The 25,190-nt window shown below is 30.7% G+C and carries 24 protein-coding genes; 15 read left to right on the top strand and 9 right to left on the bottom strand.

The genetic code is table 11. The annotated features are described in order from the left end of the window. Positions 1–3 precede the first annotated feature (3 nt). The 6 genes from AC5SML_RS01535 to AC5SML_RS01510 all read left to right on the top strand — a co-directional run bounded on the left by AC5SML_RS01535 (position 4) and on the right by AC5SML_RS01510 (position 6,518). Positions 4–549 (top strand): CvpA family protein, encoded by a 546-nt coding sequence (locus AC5SML_RS01535; protein WP_494574211.1) that lies wholly within the window; start codon positions 4–6, stop codon positions 547–549. Continuing rightward, positions 503–1,984, top strand: a complete 1,482-nt coding sequence (gene purF / locus AC5SML_RS01530; RefSeq protein ID WP_494617390.1) for an amidophosphoribosyltransferase — start codon at positions 503–505, stop codon at positions 1,982–1,984. Before AC5SML_RS01535 ends, purF begins: the two co-directional genes overlap by 47 nt. 81 nt (positions 1,985–2,065) lie before the next feature. Continuing rightward, a complete protein-coding gene (locus tag AC5SML_RS01525) occupies positions 2,066–3,361 on the top strand; it encodes a glutamate--cysteine ligase (RefSeq protein ID WP_494574210.1) in 1,296 nt (431 codons plus the stop codon). Further along, positions 3,351–4,280, top strand: a complete 930-nt coding sequence (gshB, locus tag AC5SML_RS01520) for a glutathione synthase (RefSeq protein ID WP_494617389.1) — start codon at positions 3,351–3,353, stop codon at positions 4,278–4,280. Before AC5SML_RS01525 ends, gshB begins: the two co-directional genes overlap by 11 nt. Then, on the top strand, positions 4,277–5,137 hold the full coding sequence (locus AC5SML_RS01515; RefSeq protein ID WP_011281877.1) for a DMT family transporter: 861 nt from the start codon (positions 4,277–4,279) through the stop codon (positions 5,135–5,137). Before gshB ends, AC5SML_RS01515 begins: the two co-directional genes overlap by 4 nt. 58 nt (positions 5,138–5,195) lie before the next feature. Beyond that, on the top strand, positions 5,196–6,518 hold the full coding sequence (locus tag AC5SML_RS01510; RefSeq protein WP_011281876.1) for an MFS transporter: 1,323 nt from the start codon (positions 5,196–5,198) through the stop codon (positions 6,516–6,518). Between the two features lie 24 nt (positions 6,519–6,542). Here the strand turns inward: AC5SML_RS01510 and AC5SML_RS01505 are convergent, their stop codons facing one another. Together AC5SML_RS01505 and AC5SML_RS01500 are read right to left on the bottom strand one after the other, a co-directional pair. Then, the gene (locus AC5SML_RS01505; RefSeq protein WP_494617388.1) at positions 6,543–7,724 is read right to left on the bottom strand and encodes a BaiN/RdsA family NAD(P)/FAD-dependent oxidoreductase; all 1,182 of its coding nucleotides are present in this window, start codon (positions 7,722–7,724) and stop codon (positions 6,543–6,545) included. 16 nt (positions 7,725–7,740) lie between these two features. Then, positions 7,741–7,947 carry a SlyX family protein gene (locus tag AC5SML_RS01500; RefSeq protein ID WP_027306671.1) on the bottom strand — a complete coding sequence of 69 codons (207 nt, stop codon included), beginning with the start codon at positions 7,945–7,947 and terminating at the stop codon, positions 7,741–7,743. A gap of 90 nt (positions 7,948–8,037) precedes the next feature. Between AC5SML_RS01500 and AC5SML_RS01495 the strand changes: the two genes are divergently transcribed. From AC5SML_RS01495 to AC5SML_RS01485, 3 genes are all read left to right on the top strand, one after another. Beyond that, positions 8,038–8,523, top strand: a complete 486-nt coding sequence (locus tag AC5SML_RS01495; protein WP_494587477.1) for a YajQ family cyclic di-GMP-binding protein — start codon at positions 8,038–8,040, stop codon at positions 8,521–8,523. A 260-nt stretch (positions 8,524–8,783) separates the two neighbouring features. Continuing rightward, positions 8,784–9,896 carry a S1C family serine protease gene (locus tag AC5SML_RS01490; RefSeq protein ID WP_494617387.1) on the top strand — a complete coding sequence of 371 codons (1,113 nt, stop codon included), beginning with the start codon at positions 8,784–8,786 and terminating at the stop codon, positions 9,894–9,896. 95 nt (positions 9,897–9,991) lie between these two features. Continuing rightward, positions 9,992–10,219: a hypothetical protein gene (locus tag AC5SML_RS01485; protein WP_271564172.1), complete on the top strand. Its 228-nt coding sequence runs from the start codon at positions 9,992–9,994 to the stop codon at positions 10,217–10,219. On the opposite strand, the gene AC5SML_RS01480 is transcribed toward AC5SML_RS01485, so the two are convergent. From AC5SML_RS01480 to AC5SML_RS01455, 6 genes are read right to left on the bottom strand one after another with little or no spacing between them, the layout of a single operon-like run. Then, entirely contained in the window at positions 10,212–11,264 is a 1,053-nt protein-coding gene (locus AC5SML_RS01480) for a threonine aldolase family protein (protein WP_018413944.1), read from the bottom strand. The two genes, AC5SML_RS01485 and AC5SML_RS01480, sit on opposite strands and share 8 nt — an antisense overlap. 2 nt (positions 11,265–11,266) lie before the next feature. After that, a complete protein-coding gene (locus tag AC5SML_RS01475) occupies positions 11,267–12,379 on the bottom strand; it encodes a serine/threonine protein kinase (protein WP_011281870.1) in 1,113 nt (370 codons plus the stop codon). A 3-nt stretch (positions 12,380–12,382) separates the two neighbouring features. Then, positions 12,383–13,600, bottom strand: a complete 1,218-nt coding sequence (locus AC5SML_RS01470; protein WP_006997225.1) for an aminopeptidase P family protein — start codon at positions 13,598–13,600, stop codon at positions 12,383–12,385. Between the two features lie 5 nt (positions 13,601–13,605). Continuing rightward, complete coding sequence (locus tag AC5SML_RS01465) at positions 13,606–14,511, bottom strand: DMT family transporter (protein WP_006997226.1); 906 nt, start codon at positions 14,509–14,511, stop codon at positions 13,606–13,608. Between the two features lie 48 nt (positions 14,512–14,559). Further along, the gene (locus AC5SML_RS01460) at positions 14,560–15,807 is read right to left on the bottom strand and encodes a molybdopterin molybdotransferase MoeA (RefSeq protein ID WP_494617385.1); all 1,248 of its coding nucleotides are present in this window, start codon (positions 15,805–15,807) and stop codon (positions 14,560–14,562) included. Beyond that, positions 15,800–16,420: a molybdenum cofactor guanylyltransferase gene (locus tag AC5SML_RS01455; protein WP_271626524.1), complete on the bottom strand. Its 621-nt coding sequence runs from the start codon at positions 16,418–16,420 to the stop codon at positions 15,800–15,802. The genes AC5SML_RS01460 and AC5SML_RS01455 overlap by 8 nt, the downstream gene beginning before the upstream one ends. Positions 16,421–16,463: 43 nt before the next feature. On the opposite strand from AC5SML_RS01455, the gene AC5SML_RS01450 reads away from it, so the two are divergent. From AC5SML_RS01450 to AC5SML_RS01425, 6 genes are read left to right on the top strand one after another with little or no spacing between them, the layout of a single operon-like run. Beyond that, positions 16,464–16,862 carry an iron-sulfur cluster assembly scaffold protein gene (locus AC5SML_RS01450; RefSeq protein ID WP_006997229.1) on the top strand — a complete coding sequence of 133 codons (399 nt, stop codon included), beginning with the start codon at positions 16,464–16,466 and terminating at the stop codon, positions 16,860–16,862. 2 nt (positions 16,863–16,864) lie between these two features. Beyond that, on the top strand, positions 16,865–17,341 hold the full coding sequence (locus AC5SML_RS01445) for an HPP family protein (protein WP_006997230.1): 477 nt from the start codon (positions 16,865–16,867) through the stop codon (positions 17,339–17,341). A gap of 4 nt (positions 17,342–17,345) precedes the next feature. Next, entirely contained in the window at positions 17,346–18,188 is an 843-nt protein-coding gene (gene fdhD / locus AC5SML_RS01440) for a formate dehydrogenase accessory sulfurtransferase FdhD (protein ID WP_006997231.1), read from the top strand. Between the two features lie 3 nt (positions 18,189–18,191). Beyond that, entirely contained in the window at positions 18,192–19,850 is a 1,659-nt protein-coding gene (locus AC5SML_RS01435) for an NADH-ubiquinone oxidoreductase-F iron-sulfur binding region domain-containing protein (RefSeq protein ID WP_494617383.1), read from the top strand. Continuing rightward, positions 19,850–22,618 (top strand): formate dehydrogenase subunit alpha, encoded by a 2,769-nt coding sequence (gene fdhF, locus AC5SML_RS01430; protein WP_494617382.1) that lies wholly within the window; start codon positions 19,850–19,852, stop codon positions 22,616–22,618. The genes AC5SML_RS01435 and fdhF overlap by 1 nt, the downstream gene beginning before the upstream one ends. Positions 22,619–22,626: 8 nt before the next feature. After that, complete coding sequence (locus AC5SML_RS01425; protein WP_494617380.1) at positions 22,627–24,078, top strand: protein adenylyltransferase SelO; 1,452 nt, start codon at positions 22,627–22,629, stop codon at positions 24,076–24,078. A gap of 5 nt (positions 24,079–24,083) precedes the next feature. Here AC5SML_RS01425 and AC5SML_RS01420 read toward each other — a convergent pair whose 3' ends face one another. Next, complete coding sequence (locus AC5SML_RS01420; RefSeq protein ID WP_011281860.1) at positions 24,084–25,187, bottom strand: NAD(P)/FAD-dependent oxidoreductase; 1,104 nt, start codon at positions 25,185–25,187, stop codon at positions 24,084–24,086. Positions 25,188–25,190 lie beyond the last annotated feature (3 nt).

Raw genomic sequence — 25,190 nt, 5'->3', positions numbered from 1 at the left:
ATTATGCTTGATGCTTTAAAAGATTTTTATCAAGCAGTGTCTTTAATAGATCTAATATTTCTAATCATTACAATTTTTTCAGTTATCAAGTGTTATAGTAAAGGTTTTGTTTTAAGTTTATTGTCAGCTTCAAAATGGGTATTGGCTTATGTTGTAACTTTACTTCTTTTTCCAAAAGCTAAGCCTTATTTTAAAAACATAATCGATAATGAATATGTTTTAGATATTGCGCTCGGCATAACTATCTTTATTTTAGTGATCTTTGTTATTCTTATTACAAATAAAGCTATTAGTAAGACGGTAAAATTTGTTGGTCTTGGAAGACTCGATTCCTTATTTGGGTTATTTTTTGGATTTATCCGAAGTTATGTAATCTGTATTTGTTTATTTTCAGCTGTAGATATTGTGTATAATTATAGTAAATGGCCAATTAATACTGATAAATCATACACCTTCCCATATATTGAAAAAGGTAGTAATTATTTATTGAAAGAGTTTCCAAATGAAAAAAACTATCAAGATTCCAAAGAAAAAATTCAAGATTTATAATCCCAAATTAAAAGAAGAATGTGGTGTCTTTGGTGTAAGTAACAATAAAGATTCAGCCGCACTAACCGCTTTAGGATTGCATGCTCTACAACATAGAGGTCAAGAAGGTTGTGGAATAGTTACATTTGATGGAAAAAAATATTATTCTGAAAAAAGATTTGGCTTAGTTGGAGATAATTTTAATAAAGAGAAAGTGTTAAATAGTTTGCCTGGTGATTATGCTATTGGTCATAACAGATATAGTACAACTGGTGAAAACACTTTAAGAAATATACAGCCTTTTTTTGCAGATACAAATGCTGGAGGTATCGGTGTAGCTCATAATGGAAATTTAACTAATTCAATAACTCTTCGAAATAGATTGGTTCAAGATGGTGCAATATTTCATACTACATCTGACACAGAAACAATTGTTCAATTAATTGCTAAATCAAAAAGAAACAAAACAATTGATAAAGTTATAGATGCCATATTCCAAATACAAGGTGGTTACGCGCTTGTCATGTTAACACAAAATACTTTAATTGGTGTAAGAGATCCTCATGGTATCAGACCATTAGTGATTGGGAAAATCAAAGATAGCTATGTCTTTGCTTCTGAAACATGTGCGCTAGATATAATTGGTGCAAAATATATTCGAGATGTAGAAAATGGTGAGGTTGTTTATATAGAAAATAATGAACTAAAAAGCATTAAACCCTTCCCTGCTAGAGAAGTTCGTCCGTGTGTTTTTGAGTATATTTATTTTGCAAGACCAGACAGTTTACTAAATGGTAAATCTGCTTATGAACATAGAAAGCAATTTGGAATTGAACTTGCAAAAGAAAACAAAATCAAAGCAGATATTGTAGTTCCTGTACCAGACTCTGGTAATGCAGCAGCCCTTGGTTTTGCTCAACACTTAGGAATTAACTTTGAATTAGGTTTGATTAGAAATCATTATGTTGGTCGAACCTTTATTGAACCTAGTCAAAAAATTAGAAGTCTTGGTGTGAAATTAAAATTAAATGCAAATCAATCAACTATTAAAAATAAAATAATTATTTTAATAGATGACTCGCTTGTAAGAGGGACAACTTCTCATAAAATTGTGAAAATGTTATATGATGCAGGAGCCAAAGAAGTTCATGTAAAAATTGCCTGTCCGGAAATTAGATTTCCTGATTTTTATGGTGTTGATACTCCTACTAAAAAAGAGTTACTTGCTGCAAATAAAACTAATGATGAAATTTGTGAATATATTGGTGCTAAATCATTAGATTTTTTATCTTTAGAAGGTGTTTATAGAGCAATGGGTTTTAACAAAAGAGATAATAATTATCCTCAATTAACAGATCATTATTTTACAGGTGAATATCCTGTTAAACCTATAGATGAATTAGGGGATGATAAAATTACTCAATTATCATTACTAAGCACCGCTTCAAACAACTAAAGCAACCAATACAAAATTTTCAAACAGAAGAGTTAAACATAAAGACTTTAAAATGAACTTTAAATCCTTATATATAAATCAATGATCACTCATAAAGAACATATAATCAAATATTTTGAGTCTGGAATTAAAGATGTTAAAAATTTTAAAATTGGCATTGAACATGAAAAATTTTTATTTGATGAAAAAACAAACAAAAGAGTAGATTACCCTACTATCCTTAAAATGTTTTCACTTCTAAGTGAATTTGGCTGGAAGCCAATAATGGAAAAAGAAAATATTATTGGGTTACAGAAACAAGGAAAAAGTATTACTCTTGAACCTGGAAATCAAATTGAGTTATCAGGTGATAAACTAAATAATATCCATGAAGCATGTGCTGAGTCTCATGATTATTTATTTGAGTTACAGCAAGTAACAAAAAAATTAAATTTAAAAATTGTTAGTGCTGGTTTTGATCCAATTTCAACCCTTAGTGAAGTTCCTAATAATCCAAAACAAAGATATCAAGTAATGACTAAGGATATGCCTAATGGTGGTTCTTTAAGCTTAGATATGATGTATAGAACTTGTGGTACGCAACTTAACCTGGATTACGATTCTGAAAAAGATTTTATTAAAAAGTTTAAGATAGTTAATTCTATAGTTCCAATATCTATTGCCCTTTTTGCAAATTCTTCAATAATTGAAAAAAAAAATAGTGGTTTCAGTTCTTATCGTTCTAAAGTTTGGCAAGAAACATCGAGAGGAGGTTTACCTGAAGTTTTTTTTGATAATATGGATTTTGAAAAATATGCAGATTTTTCAATAAACTTTCCTTTATTATTTATTCAAAACGAAAAAGAATATTTATCAGGAAGCAATTATTCATTTTCAGATTTCATGAATGGAAAAATTAGTGAAATTAATAACAGGCTTCCAACCGAAGACGATTTAACCACTCACCTAAGTACAATTTTTACAGAAAATAGACTTAAGAAATATATAGAGTTAAGATCAATGGACACTTGTGGTTGGGATTGTTTGTGTTCTGGACCTGCTTTTAATACTGGAATATTATATGGAAATTTAGATGAGGCTTACGAATTAATTTCTAAGTGGGATAAGAATAAAATAATTAATGCCTACCTAGAAGCACCTAAAAAAGGGTTTAACACTGAGTTGATGGGAAAAGACCTATTACATTGGTCATCCTTGCTCCTTGGGATTTCTAGAAAAGGATTATTAAACAGAGACATTTTGAGTAAATCTAATGATAATGAGGCTAAGTTTTTAAATCACTTAGATAAACTGATTGATAATAAGACAACAAACGCAGATCATATGATAGATAAATTTTCTAAGAATGAAAATTTAAACGATTTATATGACAAATAAGATAGTTGCAATTCAAGGTGATCATCCTTCAAAACTAAAGCCTCTAACGGATACTAGTATATTTCTAGCCATTGAAGCACAAAGGTTAAAATACAAAATTTTTTATTATGAACCTAAAGACCTCTCAATTATTAACGATAAGGTCGTAGCGAATGGATTTTACGTAGAGTTTAATTATTCAAATAAGCGTTTTTTTAAAATATTAAACCAACAAAAACTAGAACTTGCACAATGTAAGTATATTTTAATACGTCAAGATCCTCCTTTCAATTTAGAATATATTTCAACAACTTACATTTTAGATAAGATAAAAAATAAAGTTAAAATTATTAATAATCCAACCTCTATTAGAAATATCTCTGAAAAACTATACTCAACATCTTTTCAAAAATATATGCCAGATACAATTTTCACAAAAGATATAAATGAAATTAATAAGTTTTTTTCTAAAAATAAAAAAATGATTATAAAACCTATTCATAGTTTTAGTGGCAATGATATTCACTTATTTCAAAATAAAATAAATACGAAATTGATTACAAATTTCATAAAAAAACATGGACATATTATGTGTCAAAAGTTTTTACCTAAAATTAAGTTTGGAGATAAAAGAGTTTTTATAATTAATGGCAAAGTTTGTGGTGCGATCTCTAGAGTTCCAAAAAAAGGATCTTTCTTAAGCAACATGAGTAAAGGAGCGATACCTATCTCAGTTAAATTAACAAAATTAGAAAATAAAATTTCAAATATAATTGGTAAAGATCTTAAAAAAAATGACATCTATTTTTCTGGTATTGATTTTATCGACCAAAAATTAAATGGAGATATTAATGTAACCTCTCCTACAGGATTAAAATCTTTTTATGATCTTACAAGCATTAATCTTGCAAAAACATTTTGGAAAGGATTAAAAGCTTGAACAAATTATCCGACCAGCAAAAAGGATCTTTACTCGCATTTGTTGCAGTAATGTTTATTACTCCCGATAGTTTATTTATAAGACTTTCTAATGTTGATACTTGGGGGCTTGTTTTTTATCGAGGCCTTATTCCTTTCATCACTGTATTTTTAGGAATGTTATTAATTTATAAATTAAATTTCTTTAAAATGCTTTTTTCAAGTGGCTATCATGGCTTACTTTATATTGGTACTTTCTCTGTAACCAATATTACCTTTGTTGTTTCAATACAAAATACCAATGTTGCAAACACATTAGTTATGATTGCAATGGCTCCTATGTTATCTGCAGTGCTTGGTGCAATATTTTTAAAAGAATTGCCTGATAGAAAAACATGGATTACAATATTTGTAACTTTTACTGCTGCTATTTATATATTCTACGATTCAATACAATTAGGTAACTTTTTTGGAGATATATTAGGCCTAATAACTGCTTTAGGTTTGGCAGTTGGAGCAGTTACTATTAGATCCGCAAAGGATAAAAACTTAATCCCAGCAGCTGTTGTTGGAAAATTAATTGTAGCAATGTTTGCACTTCTGTTCATTGAAAGCTTTGCACTAGTTGATAGTGATCTAATTATTGTTCCTTTAATGTGTGTTATGTGTGTTGCTATACCTTTTGTGCTAGTGACTATAGCTCCAAGGTTCATACCTGCAGCTGAAGTAAACCTATTCTTCTTACTAGAGACTATAATTGGTCCTATTTGGGTGTGGTTAATTATTAAAGAACAACCCAGCCTTGAGACTATCCAGGGTGGTGCCGTTATCATCACAGCGATTGCCATTCACTCTTTTATTAAACTAAGAAATTCATAATTTTATCATAATAAAGACTTGATTTACATCTAGATCGCAAATAAGTACGGTCAGTTTTATGAATAAAGTTTTAAAGAACTCTTGGGCATTGTTTTTAGGTATTGGGTTCTTAATGATGGCCTATGGATTTCAAGGGTCCCTATTAGGTGTAAGGGCTGTTCAAGAACAATTTAGTCTAACGGCAACTGGGTTTATGATGTCAGGTTATTTTGTTGGGTACTTTATAGGTGCAATGACAATTTCTAATCTTATTTCCAAAGTAGGTCATATTAGAGTTTTTGCAGCTTTTGCGTCTTTAGCATCTTTGGTTATCTTGGTTCACTCAATATTTATTAATCCTTATGTATGGTTTATTCTAAGAGTTTTAACAGGAATAAGTATGGTTTGTATTTATACTGTTGCTGAAAGTTGGTTGAATGACAGATCAAGCAATAAAAATAGAGGAAGTATTTTATCGATTTATATGGTTATTTTATATGGATCAATGGGTATAGGAATGTTTTTATTGAACTTTAGTAGACCTGAAAATTATCAACCCTTTATATTGGTTTCAATTATTACGTCTCTTGCCCTTATACCTATTCTCTTAACTAAAAAAAAACCACCTACATTTAAAAAAATTCAAGGTATGCCTTTAAAAGAACTTTATGAAACTTCACCATTTGGAATGGTAAGTGCTCTTTTTTATGGAACAATCCAGTCTGCACTATTTACATTGTTAGCAGTATATGCGGCCTCAATGAATTTTACTATTTTTCAAATATCACTTGTGACTTTTCTTTTAGCAATTTCTGGTGCTATCTCTCAATATCCTATTGGAAAACTTTCTGATAAATATGATAGGAGAAAAGTAATAATAATTTCAACATTTGGTGCATCTTTATTTGCTTTACTTGCTATTCTATCATCAGGTCAGATGTACTTACCTGGTGAACTTGCCACAAGTAAAGTATGGTTTTTTATTTTTTTAATTTTATTTTCAATTTGTAGCTTACCAATGTTCTCTTTGATTTGTGCGCACACTAATGACTATATACCAAAAGAAAAATTTGTAGCAGCTGGAGCTGGTATACAATTTACATTTGGCTTGGGTGCTATGAGTGGTCCATTCCTTTGTTCAATATTTATGAATATTGTTGGCTCTAATGGTTTTTTTGTATTTTTACTTTTCTTTCATGCTTTAATAGGTGTGTTTGGTATCTACAGAATGAGGGTTAGAGAAACAGTTGAAAATCCTGATTCTCAGTTCGTTGCTATGCCATCTACTATCACGCCAGCCGGAATCGAATTAAATCCTACTACCGAACATATTGATGAACCTTATTCTGATAAAGTAAAAGAAATACTGGATAGAAAAGGTGTTGAATATAAAAAAAACTGAGATAATTCCACCAATAACTAGTCTTTAAGCATATTGACCTGCCACATATCCAGAAGACCAAGCCCATTGAAAATTATAACCACCTAAATGACCAGTAACATCTACAACTTCTCCGATAAAAAATAATCCAGGGTGTTTATTGGACATCATTGTTTTAGAAGAAATTTCTTCAGTATCAATACCACCCAAAGTTACTTCAGCAGTTCTATAACCTTCGGTTCCTATTGGATTTATCACCCACGCGTTTATAGAATTACTCAAACTAGTTAATACTTTGTTGGATAATTCACATATATTTCCATTAACATTATTTTCATTACAAATTATATGAGCTAACCGTTTAGGGAGAATTTCAGAAACTATAATGCCTATATCTTGTTTAGGACTAGAGATCTTTCTATCATTTAGAAATTTATCTACATCAAGTTTTGGTGATAAATTAACTTTGATATTATCTCCTAATTTCCAATAAGAAGAGATCTGCAATATAGAAGGTCCACTCAAACCTCTATGAGTAAATAACATTCCTTCCTCAAAAAAAGTTTTTTTAAATGAAACAACTGCTTCAACAGATAATCCAGTAAGTTCCTTACAAATTGCTAGTATTTTTTCACTAAATGTTAAAGGAACTAGTGCAGGTAATGTTTCAATAACTTTTAAACCAAATTTTTGAGCAATATCATAGCCAAATTTACTTGCTCCAATTTTTGGAATAGATAAACCACCTGTTGCAACAATTAATGACTGACAGAAGTATTTATCACTTCCAACAACTATAAAATATTTATCATCTTGTTTGTCTATATCATCAATAGTTGTATCTTTTTTTAAAACTACTTTTGCCATCTCACATTCTAAAAGTAGCATATCTATAATTTGTTGAGCACTTTCATCACAAAAGAGCTGTCCTAATTTTTTTTCATGAAATTTAATATTATGTTTCTTTATTAAATCTATGAAATTATTTTGGGTGTATTGTTTTAAAGCTGATATTACAAATTTAGGATTGTTTGAAATAAACTTACTAGGATGAGTATGTATGTTGGTAAAATTACATCGTCCACCACCTGATATTCTAATTTTTTCTCCTATCTTTTTTGCATGATCAACTAAAAGTACTTTACGTCCCCGTTTGCCAGCTTCTATGGCACTCATCATACCAGCGGCACCCGCACCTACTACAATAACATCAAATTGTTCTGTCATGGATTAATAATAAAGTTTAATAATGTGGGGGTTTTTTATCAATCATAACCATACCCGCTTCATCACTGCTCTCTAATTCGTTAATTCTTTTTTCAAGATTTGAAACTTGTTTTTTTAAAACTGATACTTCTTTTTGTTGAGAATACATTTCATCACTCATTTGCGATATTTCATTTTGAAGAAAGCTGATCTGTTCTTCTAATTTTTTGACTAAATCTTCCATATAATTACAACTTAAAAGAGTTTCAAAATAAATCAAATAGTCAATTATGAAAATTTTTGTTAAGGTCAATTCATTAGATAATAAAAAATTATGCCTTCATTTGATGTAATCAGTAAAGTTAGTTACCCAGAGTTTGATAACGCTCTTGCAAACTGCCTTAGAGAAATTGGTAATCGATTTGACTTTAAAGGACTTCATATCTCAATTGAAAGAAAAGATAAGATTATCACCACCTTAGCTCCCGATGAGCTAAAATTAAAACAAGTTAATGAATTATTACAGGTTCATCTTATACGACGAAAGGTAGATCCAAGAGTATTATCAGTTAAAAATTCAGAAAATGCTGCAGGTTCATCAATTAGACAAGTTAGTGAACTCCAAGAAGGTATTAGCCAAGAAAATGCTAAAAAAATTATTGCTGAAATAAAAAAACTAAAACTTAAAATTCAGATAAAAATTCAAGGTGAAGAGTTACGTGCTGAAGGAAAAAAAAGAGATGATCTTCAAGAAACAATGTCAGCAATAACTGCTATTGATATTGGTCTTCCCGTAGAATTTGTAAACTTTAGAGATTAATCTCATTTTGATGAACAAAGAAAACGCAAGTAAACTCTGGAAAATTATTCAGGAAGCTGGCGATTATTTACGGGAGCAGCGGTTCAACCTATCCCACATTAACCTACACTAAACTACAGTACTTATGCGGATAATAAAAAGTTAGCTTAAAATAAATCGCTTAAAGACTCATCAATTTAATTAAAAAACTTGATCTTAAACTTGTAGAAAAAGAGATAAATCAAATAGTCAATTCTAGAGGTTTTTGATAACATTTTATTATGAAAAATATTATAGGTTTAATATTGCTTGCCTTATTTTTACAAGGTTGCGAAACAACTAATACTTCAGGTGGAAATATAAATATTACTGGAGAAACCAGTAGAATAGCAGCAGTTAATATAAATTTTGTAAAAAACAAGAATTGTAAGTACATTAAATCTACAAAGCACACACACGCTGGCTGGTCATCGTTCAACGCTGACATAATAAAAAATAGAATTAAAATTGCAAATGAAGTTGTAAGTTTAAATGCTACTCATTTTGTGGTAACTGGAGAATTTAAAGATGGTATGTTGCCTGACTCGAGGACAAAAGTATCATCGACAGCGGATATCTATGATTGTAAGCAAAAAGAAAAAATTCTAATCGCTGAAAAGGAAGAACCAAAAGAAGTTGAACCTAAAGAAAGTAAACCAAAGATAAGTCTTGACGATAATAAGATTGTACCAGCAGGATCTGGATCAGGTTTTTTTATATCTAAAAATGGTTATTTGATAACCAATTATCATGTAGTAGATGGGTGTGATTTTAATAAAGTCCATTTAAATGGTGAACAGCTTGAAACAAATATAGTTGCCGTTGATAAGGCTAATGATATAGCTTTATTAAAAATAAATAGAAATTTTGATACTTTTTTTTCAATTTCTAATCAAGATGTTTCGTTACTAGAAGATGTGATTGTAGCAGGTTATCCATTAGGTAAAAGCATCAGCTCTTCAATTAAAACTCACAAAGGTGTCGTAACATCTTTATCGGGGGTAGGAGATAATTTTTCAAATTTTCAAACAGATGCATCTATTAATCAAGGCAATAGTGGAGGACCAATAATAAATCAAAATGGTAATATTGTAGGAATTGCTGTTGCAACTTGGGTAGAAGAAGGTGTCCAGGGTGTTCATTTTGGAATTAAATCCTCAACATTAAAAACTTTTGTACGCTCTAATAACGTAAGTCTTTCTCCACAAAAAAATAAAGAGCTTACAAATAAAGAATTAGGAAGTTTAATTTCAAAAAGTACAGTGTATTTGGAATGTCACATGACAGTTGCAAAGATTAAAAAAATGATTGCAGAAGCAGAAAATCAAAAAGCATTTTTTAAGGATTATCAATAGCCACGCCTTAGGCTTCTTGAATATTGTTATAGGATTTTATAGGATAACTTGTAGAAAACTTGTAGCAGAAGAGATAAAACAAAAAATAGGTTAATGTGAATAAAGAAAACGCAAGTAAACTGTGGAAAATGATACAGGAAGCTGGCGATTATTTACTAGGTCAGTTACCAAGCCATCCAAATCATCCTAAAGGAAGAAACCCCTACGCTCATGTTGCTTTATGTGTCAAAGAGAAGTTTGAGAACTCTTATAAAGATATACCTGACGAACAATTTGATGAAGTTGTTAAATATATTGAATTTTTAAAACAAAATCCTAGTTAGATTTTTTTAAGGTCTCTAATAATTGATCCACATCGCTCTCTTGAGTATTCCAGGCAGCAACTAATCTTACTGCTTGTCCATCAAGCTCATCTTCATTCATTTTGTAGCCTTCAGAATTTAAATGCTCAATCATATTTCTTGGAAATTTTGCAAAAACTTCGTTTGCTTCTGTTGGGTATGCTAGTTTGATACTATTATGTTTTGCTAATCCTTCACTTAATTTTTTTCCCATCTTATTTGCATGTCTTGCATTTCTTAGCCAGACATCATTTGAAATATATGCATCAAGCTGAGCAGATACAAAACGCATCTTAGACAATAAATGCCCTGCTCTTTTCATTAAAAAAGCAATATTACCAACTAGATCTTTATTAAAAAAAATAATTGCCTCTGCTGCAAGACAACCATTTTTGGTTGCTCCAAATGATAAAACATCAATGCCTGATTTCCAGGTCATCTCAGCAGGAGTACAATTTAATGCAGTTAAAGCGTTTGCAAATCTTGCTCCATCCATGTGCATGTTTAAGTTATGCTTATGTGTAATTTCAGAAATCTTTTTAATCTCATCTAATTGGTATACTTCTCCAGTTTCACAAACTTGAGTAATGCTTACTGAAGCAGGTTGAGTATGATGCACAATGCCTTTACCAGTAATAGCTTTATCTAATTCTTCGGGTGTTATTTTTCCATTAATCCCATTTAAAGTAACTAATTTTCCACCCCCTGTATAAAACTCAGGTGCCCCACATTCATCTGTATTAATATGAGAAAGTTTATGACAATAAATATTACCATATGACGGTGTCATTGTTGCTAAAGCTAAAGCATTAGCAGCTGTTCCTGATGCAGTTGGAAAAACAATTACATCTTTTTCAAATAGTTCTGAAAACTTCTTTTGTAATTCAGCTGATATTTGGTCATTACCGTATGGCGTGCTGTCACCATCATTAGCTTTCAATACTGCATCTAATACCTCAGGACATGCGCCTGCTACATTGTCAGAAGCAAATTTTATTCGCTCTCTTTTTGTTTTAACTGTTGCCATATTTATTGTTTTGGAAAATAATCTTTTAATTCACCTTCACGGTAAACATCTGCTGTACAACAATGAAGACCTCCACCAAATGCATAAGCATCTCTTAATTCAACAGGGATTACTTCCATTCCTAATTTATCTAATTGTTCTGCCTGATATACTTCACTTTTTTCAACACAAACAGTTTTTGGATCCAATACTAGGACGTTCATTGATAACCAAGTTGAAGAATAACATAATGGTGGTGGCTCATTATGTGCGGGTTGTGCGCTATCAATAATTTCCCATCCATTATTTTCAAATAATTTTCTTTGTTCTTTTGGCAATCTTCTTTGAGGATTATTAATGATTAATCCTTCTTTAATAGGAGTAAAGGTTGCATCGATATGAATTGGATAAGGATCACCTGGAAAATTAACAGCATGAACTCTATGATCTTTAAAATGTCTTTTAAGCCAATCAATTCCTTTAAGATTGGTAGTAAATCCATGTTGAACTACTAAATCTTTTCCAAATCTTAAAACATCTGCTGCATCAAATAATGGTTCTTCTTCAGTTGTTACAAAAAACTTATCTTCAGTCCACTCTAATCTTTTTTGAATACCAATTTTATCTGATAAATAATCTTTCCTATAATCTGCATCAGTTAATCTTGGTTTTGGCGCAGACTCGTGTCTCATATTAGGGTCTTCATTATAATATTTCTGTAATAATGGTCGGTAACAAAGGTACTCAAACCATCTACATCTATAACTCATAGTGGCTTCTAAAATTTCACTACCCACAGTTAACAATACATCTCGTGGTGGCATGCAGCCAAACATTGTTTCCGCTTCCCAGTCTGGTGTAGATGTTTTTTGGCTAAAATCTATTGGGTCTGGTCTATCGACCTTGATACCTCTTTTTTCAAGCATGTTTGAAAAATTGTCTAAAAGTTCATTTGCCTTATCAACTGTATCTTTTGTTCTTGGTCCAAACTGACCTCGCATGTCACTGTCCTCTGGAACTTTTGCATCTAATGCAGGTTCTGGTGCTGGAATACAAGTGCCATCAGCTTTGCCAACAATTACATGTTTTAAAGGATCCCATTCATTCCAACTATTTACTACAGTTTTTTCACTCATAATTTATGATTTGATAATATTATGTTCTGGACCAAAAGGAAACTTAGTAATGTTTTCTGCATTATCTTTTCCTATAACCAAGATATCATGCTCTCTATATCCACCAGCTCCTGGTTTACCCTCTGGTATCATGATCATTGGTTCCATAGAAACCACCATGTTTTCCTCTAATACGGTATCTATATCTTCACGAAGTTCTAGTCCTGCTTCTCTTCCATAGAAATGAGATAAGACACCAAATGAATGACCATAACCAAATGTTCGATAATGAAGATAACCAAGCTCAGCAAATAGTTCATTCAACTCATGACAAATATCAGAACATTTTACACCTGGTTTAATTAACTCTAGTCCTCTTTTATGAACTTTAACATTTGCTTCCCAAGCTTTTAAGGATGCATCATCTATTTTATCTAAAAAAAGAGTTCTCTCTAAAGCTGTGTAGTACCCTGAGATCATAGGGAAAGTATTTAAAGAAAGAATATCACCTGATTTTAATTTTCTGTTGGTTTTTGGGTTATGAGCACCATCCGTATTAAGTCCCGACTGAAACCAAACCCAGGTATCCATATATTCAGCATCTGGATACGTTTTTGCAATTTCACGCTCCATTCTATCTCTACCGGCTATTGCAATTTCAAGCTCGCTTTCTCCAACCTTAATATTTTTGACAATCTCTTCGCCCCCAAGATCAGCAATTCTTGCACCATTTTTAATAATTTCTATTTCTTCAGCAGATTTAATCATTCTAAGTTGCATTAAATCTTTTGAAACATCGCTGAAAACTGAAAAAGTAAAAATAGACGTAAGCTTTTCTTTAACATCTAAGGTTACATGATCATTTTCAATACCAATATTCTTAGGGGGTTCATCTCTTCCAATAATTGAAACAATTGCTTTTAAAAAATTATCTCTTTTCCAATCAGTATAAATAACATTATCACTATGAGATCTACGCCAAGGTTGACTAGCATCAATGTTTGCTGAAATTGTTGAAATTTTATTAGCCGTTACTACACAGCCATAAGGTCTACCAAAAGAACAATAAATAAATCCTGTATAGTAAGCAATGTTGTGCATTGAAGTTAAAATAATCATATCAAGATTATTTTTACTCATTGTGGTTCTTAATTTAGTTAATCGACTTTGATATTCTTGATCTGTAAAAGGTAGTTTAGCCTTTTCACCATTCTTTAGAGTAAAAAAATTAGGTCTTTCCATTATAATTAATTAAGAGCAATAAACCGTCTATTAGTTTTAATTGTAAGACTATAATAAATGATAGACATAAAAAGAAAGAAGCCACCTATTATCGTATTAGTCGACGGAATTTCATTAATTCCTAAAATTGGAATCCATACCCAAAATATTCCACCTATAACCTCAGTAAGTGATAATAAAGTAAGTTCTGCAGCGGGGATTGCTTTTGATCCAATAGAATATAAAATTAAACCCATACAAACTAACGTTCCATGTATAGAAAATAATGCTCCATTATAACTTGAAGACAAGAAAACCATATCATTAGATAAAATAACTATTGCAGCAACTACAAAGCAAAAAAGACCTGCAAAAGCTACTGTTGTAAATTTTGGAGTTTCTTTTTTCCATCTTAAAGTCACTGAAAAAACAGAAAACCCAATTGAAGAAGTCATTCCAAAAATAAGCCCTAATAAAGAATTTTTTTCAGTATTACCAATGGCTATGATTATTATTCCAACAGTTGCAATAAATATAGCTATCCAAACATTAAGTGAAATTTTTTCTTTTAAAAATAAGAAACCTAATAAAGCTGTAAAAAATGGCATTGCAGCTAAACAAAGTAAAGTAACAGCCGCACTAGTATTTGTTATTGAATAAATAAAGGTAATCATTGCAATACCTAGTCCAGTTCCACCAATAACACCCGACATTCCAATTTTTAAATAATTCTTATAAAAGTCTTTTCCTTCTTCAAAAAAAAGATAAAGATTTAAAATCAAAAAAATTGTTAAGCCTCTTGCAAAAATATATTGCCATGGAACTAAATTGGGTTGATCCATGTATCTTACAACCAAAGGTCCAAAGGACCATATAAGACCTGCTAATAAAACTACTGGAATTGCAATTTTTTCATTTTTTAGCTCAATCATAATTCGATACTTAATGCTTATTAATTGGCACTACAATAAAAATGAGATCTATTTAAAAATATTAATATTTGAACCAATTGGAGAATAGCAATCAATAAGTTCGCTCTTTTTAAAATTTGACTGACCATGTTTAAATAGGCCCCAAATATTAGACTCTACAAAAGATTTTATTCTAAAAGATTCCTGACCTTTGAGTACCTTGATTTCTAAATTTCCATTATGAGTTGTAGTAAGCCTTGCTTTTATAAATCTAGTAAAATTTTTTTTCTTAAAGAAAGAATTTTTTAACTTAGCTTTAAAAGGTTTTTCCTCCTTAACTCCAAGGATATTTAAAATATAGGGATATACAAAAAATCTAAAGCAGGCGGAAGAAGAAATAGGATTACCTGGAAGCCCAAAAAAAGCCTTTTCACTTCCTTTAAATTTAGCAAATAAAATTGGTTTACCCGGTCTAATGGCCACCCCTTTGAAAAAATTTGATAAATTAAATTTTTTTACTACAGAGGGGATAAAATCATGTTTACCTGCTGAAACAGCACCTGAGGTAATTATGATATCTATTTTTGATCTAAGATTTTTATCAATTTGTTTTTTAAAAAACTGTTCATCTTTATCTCTCAAAATTCCACCTTCTATATAATTAAACAAAAAATTATTAGATAAAGATTTTATATAATGACTATTTGAATTTCTAACCTTCCAATCAGCAATATCTATGTTATTTGAAATTTCATTTCCTGTGGAAAAAAATAAAATATTAAGCTTCTTTTTAACCTTAATGCTTTTAATACCTAATGTTTTAAAGGCTAAGATATGCGATGGCTGAATAATAGTTCCTTTATTAATAACTAATTCCTTTTTTTTATAATCAGATCCTGCATGTCTTATATGTTGATTAGTTTTAATCTTTTCATTTATTACGATAGACTTTTTATTGTTAGTAAACACAATTTTTTCTATGGGAATAATGGTGTCAAAATATTTAGGAATTAGAGCACCCGTCATCACTTCAACAGCTTGAAATTTTTTTACTTTATTTAATTTAGGATTATCACCTGCTGATATTGATTTTAAAATTTTAAATTCTTTAGGACTTTTTTTATTAATCGTAGATGTATCTTTAGAATTAATGGCAAACCCGTCAAATGCAGCATTAGTTCCTGCAGGATAATTCACAGGACAATAAATATCTTGAACATTAATTCTATTTAATGATTTTGATGTGTTTATAACTTCATCTTTAATGTTTATTTTTGATTTTATTAAAATACTTTTTGCTTTTTTGTAATCAATCATTTTTATCAAGATTTAAAATAGTTTGAGCAACATCAAGGTCTTCTTTGGTATTTATATTAAAAAAAGGATCGTAATTTTTTATTTTAATATCAATTGTGCTCACACCAACTTTATTAGCCCATTCCTCAACTTTTCGATAATTATTTATTATTAAATCTTCTTCTAATTTTTCCATTAAATCAATTGACCATAAACCAAAAATATTATGTCTTTTTTCGTTAGATTTAACAAAATATAAACTACTTTTACTTTGTTCAATTCTTGCTTTGTATTCTTCAATAATAATTGGATCAAAAAATGGAGTATCAGATGGAAAAGTTGCAATCCATTTGTATGATTTTTTATTTTCTTTTACCCACTTCATGGAACTTAGCACTCCTGCTAAAGGTCCTAGATCATTAAAACAATCTGGAATTACTGTGGTATTTTTTGCTTCTTCTATCTTCAATGGATTACTTGAGACAATCAATATTTCTTCAAATTTATTGCTAATTTTGAACAAAACATGCTCTAGCAATGTTTTGGATCCAAGTTTTACGCAATTTTTATCTTGCCCAAATCTTTTTGATTTTCCACCTGCTAGTACAACAGCTAAAATATTGTTATCATTCATAAATCAAAATATAAAACATTAATCTCTTAATTAAAGAATTATAATGGACCTAAGAATTCTCGAAATTGCATCTAACACAGCAAATCACAAAATAGTTAAAAATCATACCCATCACTCAAAAAATAAAAACCCCTTGTGTGGTGACGAAATGGAAATCAGATTAATTGTGAAAAATGATAAAATTAAGGATATGGGTTACCAGTGCCGTTCATGTGTATATTGTCAGGCATCAGTTAGTATGCTGTCTCAAAAGATTATTGATCAAAATATAAGTGATATTAAGTCTCTTATTATTTCAATTGAAGGTTTGTTTAATGAAACAGATATTAAAATTGAAAAAAAATGGAATGATTTCAAAGAAATTATGAATAAAGATAATATCTCAAGAAAAGAATGTCTTTTATTACCGTTTAAAACAATATCGAAGGCATTGAAGTTTTAATCATGATTAACATTACTAAAGATAAACTTTTAAAAGCATCTATCGCAGGAGTTTTATCAACTATTACTATTGGGTTTCTTACGCTGCTCACATATAAAACTACAATGGGGTTATTTTTAGCAGCCTCTTTTGGTTCTTCAATGGTATTACTATACGGATTTCCTGAAAGCCCATTCGCTCAACCTAAAAATATATTCTTTGGTCATTTCTTAACTGCACTAATAGGAATTTTGTTTATAAACTATGTTGATCTGCCAATATTTATAAATATTGCCTTGGCAGTTGGGTTCGGTATTTTTTTTATGATTGTGTTAGATGTTGTTCATCCACCAGCAGGTGGAAACCCTATTATGGTCATCATTGGAGGTGTTTCATTTGAATATTTAATAAATCCTATAATTTTTGGTTGTCTAATAATTTTAATTTTTGGAATAATCTTAAATAAATTTATTTTAAAAAAGAACTACCCCTTAAGTTAATCCAATGAACTCAAAATATAAAATACAAAAATATAAGTCTAATAATTTAAATAATGTAGAAGACTTAATCTCTATTGAAGAACCTTTAGAAATTTCAATTAAATTTAAAACTAAAGAAACTTGGATACAAAATATAATCTCTATAACAATGAGAACGCCAGGTAATGATGAAGACCTAGTTAGAGGTTTTCTTTTCAACGAAAAAATTATTGAAAAAAATGAATATATTGAGAAAATTGAGAGTGTTGGAGATTATGTAGGTGAATATAAACTTCAAAATAAAATTGTTGTCACATTAAACAATTCTGAAAACATAGATATTGATAAGATTAAAAGAAATTTTTTAACAAATTCATCTTGTGGTGTTTGTGGTAAAACCTCTTTAGATTCATTAGAGATTATCAAAAAAGATAAGGTCTTAAAATCTTTACCTAAAATCTCTAAAGAAATAATTATCAAATCTCCTTCTGTGCTAAGGGATAATCAATCAGAGTTTTCTAAGACAGGTGGCATTCATGCTAGCGGTCTATTTACAAACGATGGTGGAATAGTGTGTATAAAAGAGGATGTTGGTCGACATAATGCTCTTGATAAATTAATTGGTTATTCATTAAATAAGGGATTATTAACCCCCTCTTCACAATTTATAACATGCTCTGGAAGACTAAATTTTGAGCTAGTTCAAAAGGTTTTAATGACCAATATTGGTATTCTAATTGGAGTTGGTGCGCCAACTAGTCTAGCGATCGATTTAGCTAATAAGTTTGACATTACATTGATAGGTTTTGTAAAAGAAGATAGTTTTAATATTTATAGTAACGAAGACAGAGTGATAATTAAAGGTTAATAAGTGTCAAAAAATATAAGTAATTTATCCGGCAGAATAGGTTTAAAGAATAATCTGTTCGAAAAAATATCTGAACGATCATTAAAATCAAATAATGCTGATGGTATTAAGGAAATTGCAAAAGAATATAACATGGGTGTCTCAACTATTCATGGTGCAGAAAGTTTTTATGAATTTTTAAGACCCTCTCATAGAGAAAAAAAAGCTTTTGTTTGCAATGGAAGTGCTTGCATGTGTGCTGGTACTCAAGAGCCGCTTAAAAAAAAATTACAAGAAAAATTAGGTGACGATAAAGTTGGTGAAATGTTTTGCCTTGGTCACTGCTATGAAAATAATGCTTTTCATTATGATGGTGAGAATTATGCCGGAAACGATATTAATAAGATTGATCAAATAATTAAAGGTGAAGACATAGTTCAAGAAAAATTCTTTTCTAAAAGTTATGCCTCAACTAGTTTTTTAATGGATAACAAACTTTCTAATTTAGATCAATTTAAGGAACAATTAAAAAAATTTATTGCTACTGACAAACAAGAAATAACTAAATCCCTTCTAGACTCTAATTTAACTGGCAGAGGTGGTGCTGGTTTTCCTACTGGTATGAAATGGGATTTTTGTAGAAAAGCTCCTTCTGAAAAAAAATATGTTATATGTAATGCCGATGAAGGTGACTCAGGTGCTTTCTCTGATAGGTATTTATTAGAAGATCAACCATTAAAAGTTTTATTTGGAATGGTTATTTGTGGTTATGTTATTGGTAGTGATGAAGGTGTTTTATATATAAGAGGAGAGTACCCAAAATCTATAGAAGCAATTAATGGAGCAATTAATTCTTTAAAAAAAGCAGGCTTACTTGGTGAAAATATTTTAGGAACTAAATTTTCTTTTGATTTAAATATTTGTATTGGTCAAGGTGCTTATATTTGTGGAGAAGAAACAGCATTGATTGCATCAATTGAAGGAAGAAGAGCTGAAGTAGATGTAAGACCTCCCTTCCCTGTCACTGAAGGTCTTTACAAGAAACCAACAGTTGTAAATAATGTTGAAACATTAGCTGCAGCTACGGGTATACTTATTAATGGAGCTGATAAGTTTTCTGCAATTGGAAATAAAAAATCTGCTGGAACCAAATTAGTTTGCTTTGATAGTTTTTTCAATAATCCAGGTGTTTATGAAGTTGAAATGGGAACACCAATGAAAAAAGTTTTAAATGATATTGGTGGTGGTTTTAAAGAACCCATTAAAGCATTACAAATTGGAGGTCCATTAGGAGGTGTAATTCCTATTACCGAGATTGAAGAATTAAATTTAGATTTTCAAGAATTTACTGCTGCAGGTTTTATGTTAGGACACGCAAGTATAGTAAGTATTCCAAAAGACTTTCCTATGATTGAATATATCCATCATTTATTTGAGTTTACTGCCGAAGAATCATGTGGAAAATGCTTTCCTGGAAGACTTGGTTCTTACAGAGGTAAGGAAATGTTTGATCAAGCAAAAAATAAAACTGCTAAGATTCCATTAAAATTACTAAATGAGCTGCTTGTAACTATGCAAAAAGGCTGTTTATGTGCTTTGTGTGGAGCAATTCCTACTCCCATCATGAATATATTAAAATATTTTGGTGATGAAATGAAGGATGATATGGTGAAAGATAATTAATGAGCTCAGAAAAAAGAAAAATCGCCTACATAGATGGAAAGCCATATGAAATTGGTCCAAACCATACCTCTGTTTTAAATTTTGTAAAAAGTTATTTGGGTGAAAAAAAAGTTCCAACCCTTTGTGATGATCCAAATTTAGCCCCTTATGGTGCTTGTAGAGTTTGTTCTGTAGAGGTGGCTCTTGTAAAAGATGGTCCAACTAAAGTTGTAGCATCATGCCATACACCAGTTGGTGAAAACCAATACATCTTTACAAATAATGAAAATTTAACGGCTTTAAGAAAAAATATTGTCGAACTAGTTTTAACTGACCACCCAATGGAATGTGGAACTTGTGAAGTAAATAATAATTGCGAACTACAAGATGTTGCAAATGATTTAGGTATATCAGATCATAGATATAACAGCCCAAAACAACACAAGGGTATTGCTAAAGATACATCTCACGATTATATGAGAATGAATTTAGATAACTGTATTAACTGTGGAAGATGTGTTCGTGCTTGTGACGAAATTCAAGGATCTTTTGTTTTAACAATGAGTGGTAGAGGATTTGAGTCTAAAATCACAACTGACAACGATGCATTGTTTGGAGATTCGTCTTGCGTATCTTGTGGTGCTTGTGCACACACATGTCCAACAGATGCTATCTCTGATGTTTACCAATCAAAATCTGTTGCAGTAGATAAAAAAGTTAGAACAACTTGCTCTTACTGTGGTGTTGGATGTAATTTAGAAGCATCAATTAAAGATAATAAAGTTGTTGCAATATCTACGCCTAAAGAATCTGAAGTTAATGCAGGTCACACTTGTATTAAAGGAAGATATGCATTTGGATTTTACGATCATCCAGATAGGTTAAAAACTCCTCTAATTAAAAGAAATGGAAAATTTGAAGAAGCATCATGGGATGAAGCATATGACTTTATTAAAAAAGAATTAAATAGAATTACAAAAGAAAGTGGTCCTGATGCTGTAGCTGGAATTTCTTCTGCAAGATGTACTAATGAAGAAAATTATGTATTTCAAAAAATGATTAGAGCTGCAATTGGAACTAATAATATTGATTGTTGTGCAAGAATTTGTCACTCACCAACAGCTTGGGGAATGCAACAAACTTTTGGAACTGGTGCTGCAACTAATTCTACAGAAGATATTTATCACGCAGATTTATTTATGGTTATAGGAGCAAATCCTACAAATGCTCACCCAGTTACCGGAGCAAAAATTAAACAACAAGTAATGAAAGGAAAAAAACTAATAGTTTTAGATCCAATTACTACTGAGCTTGCTAAACTTGCTGATTATCATATTAAACTTAGACCAGGAACAAATGTGGCTGTTTTAAATATGATGTTACATTTTATATTAAAAGCAAACCTTTATGATAAAGATTTTGTTAGAGATAGAACTGAAGGTTTTGCGAATTTCATTAAAGAAATTGAGACACAAGATATGGATCATCTAGCGAAAGTCGCTGGTGTTGATAAACAGTTAGTTAAAGAAGCAGCAATTGCTTATGCGACAGCTAAAAACTCTATGGAATTCCACGGTTTAGGAGTTACTGAACAAGAACAAGGATCTAAGACGGTGATGTTAATTGCTGATCTTGCAATGATTACTGGAAATATTGGTAGAAAAGGTGTTGGAGTTAACCCATTAAGAGGACAAAATAATGTCCAAGGTGCAGCTGATATGGGTTGTCAACCTCATCAAGGTGCAGGTTATTTTGAAGTAGCTGATGAAAAAGTTCAAAATTTCTACACTGAAAAATATGGAGTGGTTCACCCAACCAAAGCAGGATTAAAAATTCCAGAAATGTTTGATGGTGCTATTAATAAAGAAGTTAAAGCAGTCTGGATTATTGGAGAAGATATTGTTCAAACAGATCCAAATAGTGCACATGTGGTTCAGGCAATGAACTCGTTAGAATTATTAGTTGTTCAAGAAATTTTTATGAGTGAAACAGCAAAACTTGCAACAGTAGTATTACCTGGAACAACTTTCTTAGAAAAAAATGGAACCTTTACTAATACCGAAAGAAGAATTCAAAGAGTTAATCGAGCTGTTCCTCCATTACCTGGTACTAAAACTGATGGAACAATTGTAACAGACATGATGCAAAAATTAGGCTTTGACCAACCTGAATATGACGCTGATCAAGTTCTAGCAGAAATAGCTGATATTGTTCCTTTCTTTAAAGGGGTAACAAGAGAAAGACTTGGTAAAATGGGATTACAATGGCCAGTTCAAGAGGATGGAACAGATACACAAATTTTACATAAAGAAACTTTTAAGCTTGGAAAAGGACGTCTTAAAAACTTTGATTGGAAAGAGTCTGCGGAAATTGAAACAAATAAAAAAGAATACCCATTAATTTTAACAACTAGTAGAGTTCTACAGCACTACAATGCTGCTACGATGACAAGACGTACAAGTAACATCAATATAGTTTCTGAAGATTTATTATTAGTTCATCCAAATGATGCCAACAAAAGAGAGTTAAATACAGGTGACATAGCAAGACTTTATTCTAGACGAGGAGAAGTTGCTCTAAAAGTAGAAGTTACAGATAAAGTTAAAGAAGGCATAGTATTTACAACATTCCATTTTCCAGAACATATGGTCAATATGGTAACCGGTCATGGTAAAGATGAAGAAACAATGTGTGCAGAATATAAAGTTTCAGCAGTTGAAGTTCAAAAAATCTCAAACCAATTTAAAACTGAAATCAAGCCAAAAGAAAATCAAGCAGAAGTTAACTAATCGATAAAATGACAATTGGTTGGCATTTCGACAATAGTTATTCAAGATTACCAAAAACATTCAAAGAAGATATCAACCCTGTTGCAGTAAGTGCACCAGAAATATTAATATTAAATAAAGATCTGGCAAATAAATTAGATCTAGATTTTTCAAATATTAATGATGACGACTTATCAAAAATTTTTTCAGGAAATCTATTGCCTGAAGGATCTAACTCTATAGCGCAAGCCTACGCTGGTCACCAATTTGGTCATTTTACAATGCTTGGTGATGGAAGAGCCGTTTTAATTGGTGAACACTTAACCAAAAATAATGAACGATTTGATATACAATTCAAAGGTTCTGGTAGAACCCCATTCTCACGAAGTGGTGATGGTAGGGCTGTTTTAGGCCCAATGTTGAGAGAATATATAATAAGTGAAGCAATGCATTCTTTAAAAATACCTACTACTAGAAGTTTAGCAGTAGTTAAAACTGGCGAAGATGTGGTTAGGGAACAAATTTCACAAGGTGCAATTCTTACAAGGGTGGCCTTAGGCCATCTAAGAGTTGGAACATTTCAATACATTGCTGCAAAACAAAATATTAATGATTTAGAAATTTTGATTAATTACACAATTGAAAAGTACTACCCCAATATAAAATCATCAAAGAATAAAACATTAGACTTATTAAATGTTTTAATCGAAAAACAAACCCAACTTGTAATTGACTGGATGCGTGTCGGTTTTATTCATGGAGTTATGAATACTGACAATATGTCTATCTCTGGTGAAACAATAGATTATGGTCCTTGTGCATTTATGGATACTTATGATCCTAAAACAGTTTTTAGTTCAATAGATCAATTAGGTAGATATGCTTATGATAATCAACCAAAAATTACCAAATGGAATTTAACAAGGTTTGCTGAATGTCTCATTCCTCTTATTAGTAAAAACGAAGATGAAGCGATTAAATTAGCTACAGAAGCTTTAGATAAATTTGAACAAAATTATGAAACAAAATGGTTAAATATGATGAGAGATAAACTTGGATTATATGGTGAAGATAAAGAAGATAAAAATTTAATTATGGAATTATTAAATTGGATGTATGAAAATAAAGCAGATTATACAAATACTTTTATTTTTTTGATGGATAAAACAATTAAAAATTCTGAAGTTTATGATAATGCGGACTTTGATTTGTGGAAAACTAAATGGATGAAAAGATTAGTAATGTTTGGTAACACTCATGATAAATCTATGGAATTAATGAATTCATCTAATCCAATGATAATACCTCGTAATCACAAAATTGAAGAGGCTTTAATGTTAGCTAATAATGGTGATTTAACCTTGTTTAATAAATTGACTGAAATTTTGAAAAATCCATATCAGGTTAAAGAAAATGATTTAGAATTAATGTCCCCTGCTCCTCATAGTCATGTGAAGTATCAAACTTTTTGTGGAACTTAAATTATTTATAAAACGTAAGGTTCTGGTCTAGCATTATTATCAAGAACTCTTTCAACAGAAAAATCACTAATATCAATCGTTTGATAAGATCCTGTAGAAATTAATTCAGTTAATGCTCTTCCTATTCCAGGGGCTTGCATTAATCCTCTACCGGTAAAACCTGAAGCCATATATACATTTTCATATTTAGGGTGTTTGCCAACTACGGCATTGTTGTCTAATTTATTACAATCATAATAACCAGCCCATCCACCAGTTAATTTTAATTCTTCAAAAGCAGGAATTCTTTGTGCTAATGCAGGCCATACTAATTCTTCAAAATCATTCCAAGCTGGTTCTAGATCAGTAGCATCAAATACTGAATTAGGTGAACCTGCTAAATACTCTCCACCCTCAGGTCTCCAGTAAACACCCGTTGTTAAATCTCCTGTTAATGGCATTTCTTTAATATATTTAGGACATTTAACTCTAAAAACTGTGTGTTTTTGGGGAACTACCGGAATATCTTTTAATAATTCTTTAGTCCAACATCCTGCTGCCGATATAATTGTTTTTGCTTTGATATCAGAAATATTTTTTACTTCGCCTTTAATAAATTCAGCACCTAATTCAATTGCCTTACTTTTTAAGGCGCTATGAAACATGAAAGGATCAATCCATCCCTCACTTTGGTTGTCAGTATAAGTTGCTGTTTCAATACCTTCACTATTTATATAAGGAAATATTTTTGATAGTTCAGAACCTTTGATATTTTTAGTTCCAGCTTCACAAGCTTCATGATTTTTTAAGGCTTCATATTGTTCCTCAGCATGCTCTGGACCAAACATTAACAAGTATCCATTTGTAACCATGCTTGCTGTAGGGTTTGGATTTTTTTCAGTTTTAAGTAATTCTGGTATTTGAAAAATAAATTCTCTAGCAAACTTTCCAAGTAATATGTTTTCTTTTTGAAAAAACTGTCTTCTAAATCCACCAAGGGACAATGGAAATGAAGCTGTTTTATAAGTTGGGTCTCTTTCTATAACTTTTACTTTTCTACCTTCTTTAGATAAAAAATAAGCTGTAGCAGTTCCAATTATTCCACCACCTACTATTACAACATCATCCATAAT

This window comes from Candidatus Pelagibacter sp. PS_17 (genome assembly GCF_059417945.1).
The sequence above is the reverse complement of the archived record's forward strand: the minus strand, read 5'-3'. Positions and strand labels throughout refer to the sequence as shown.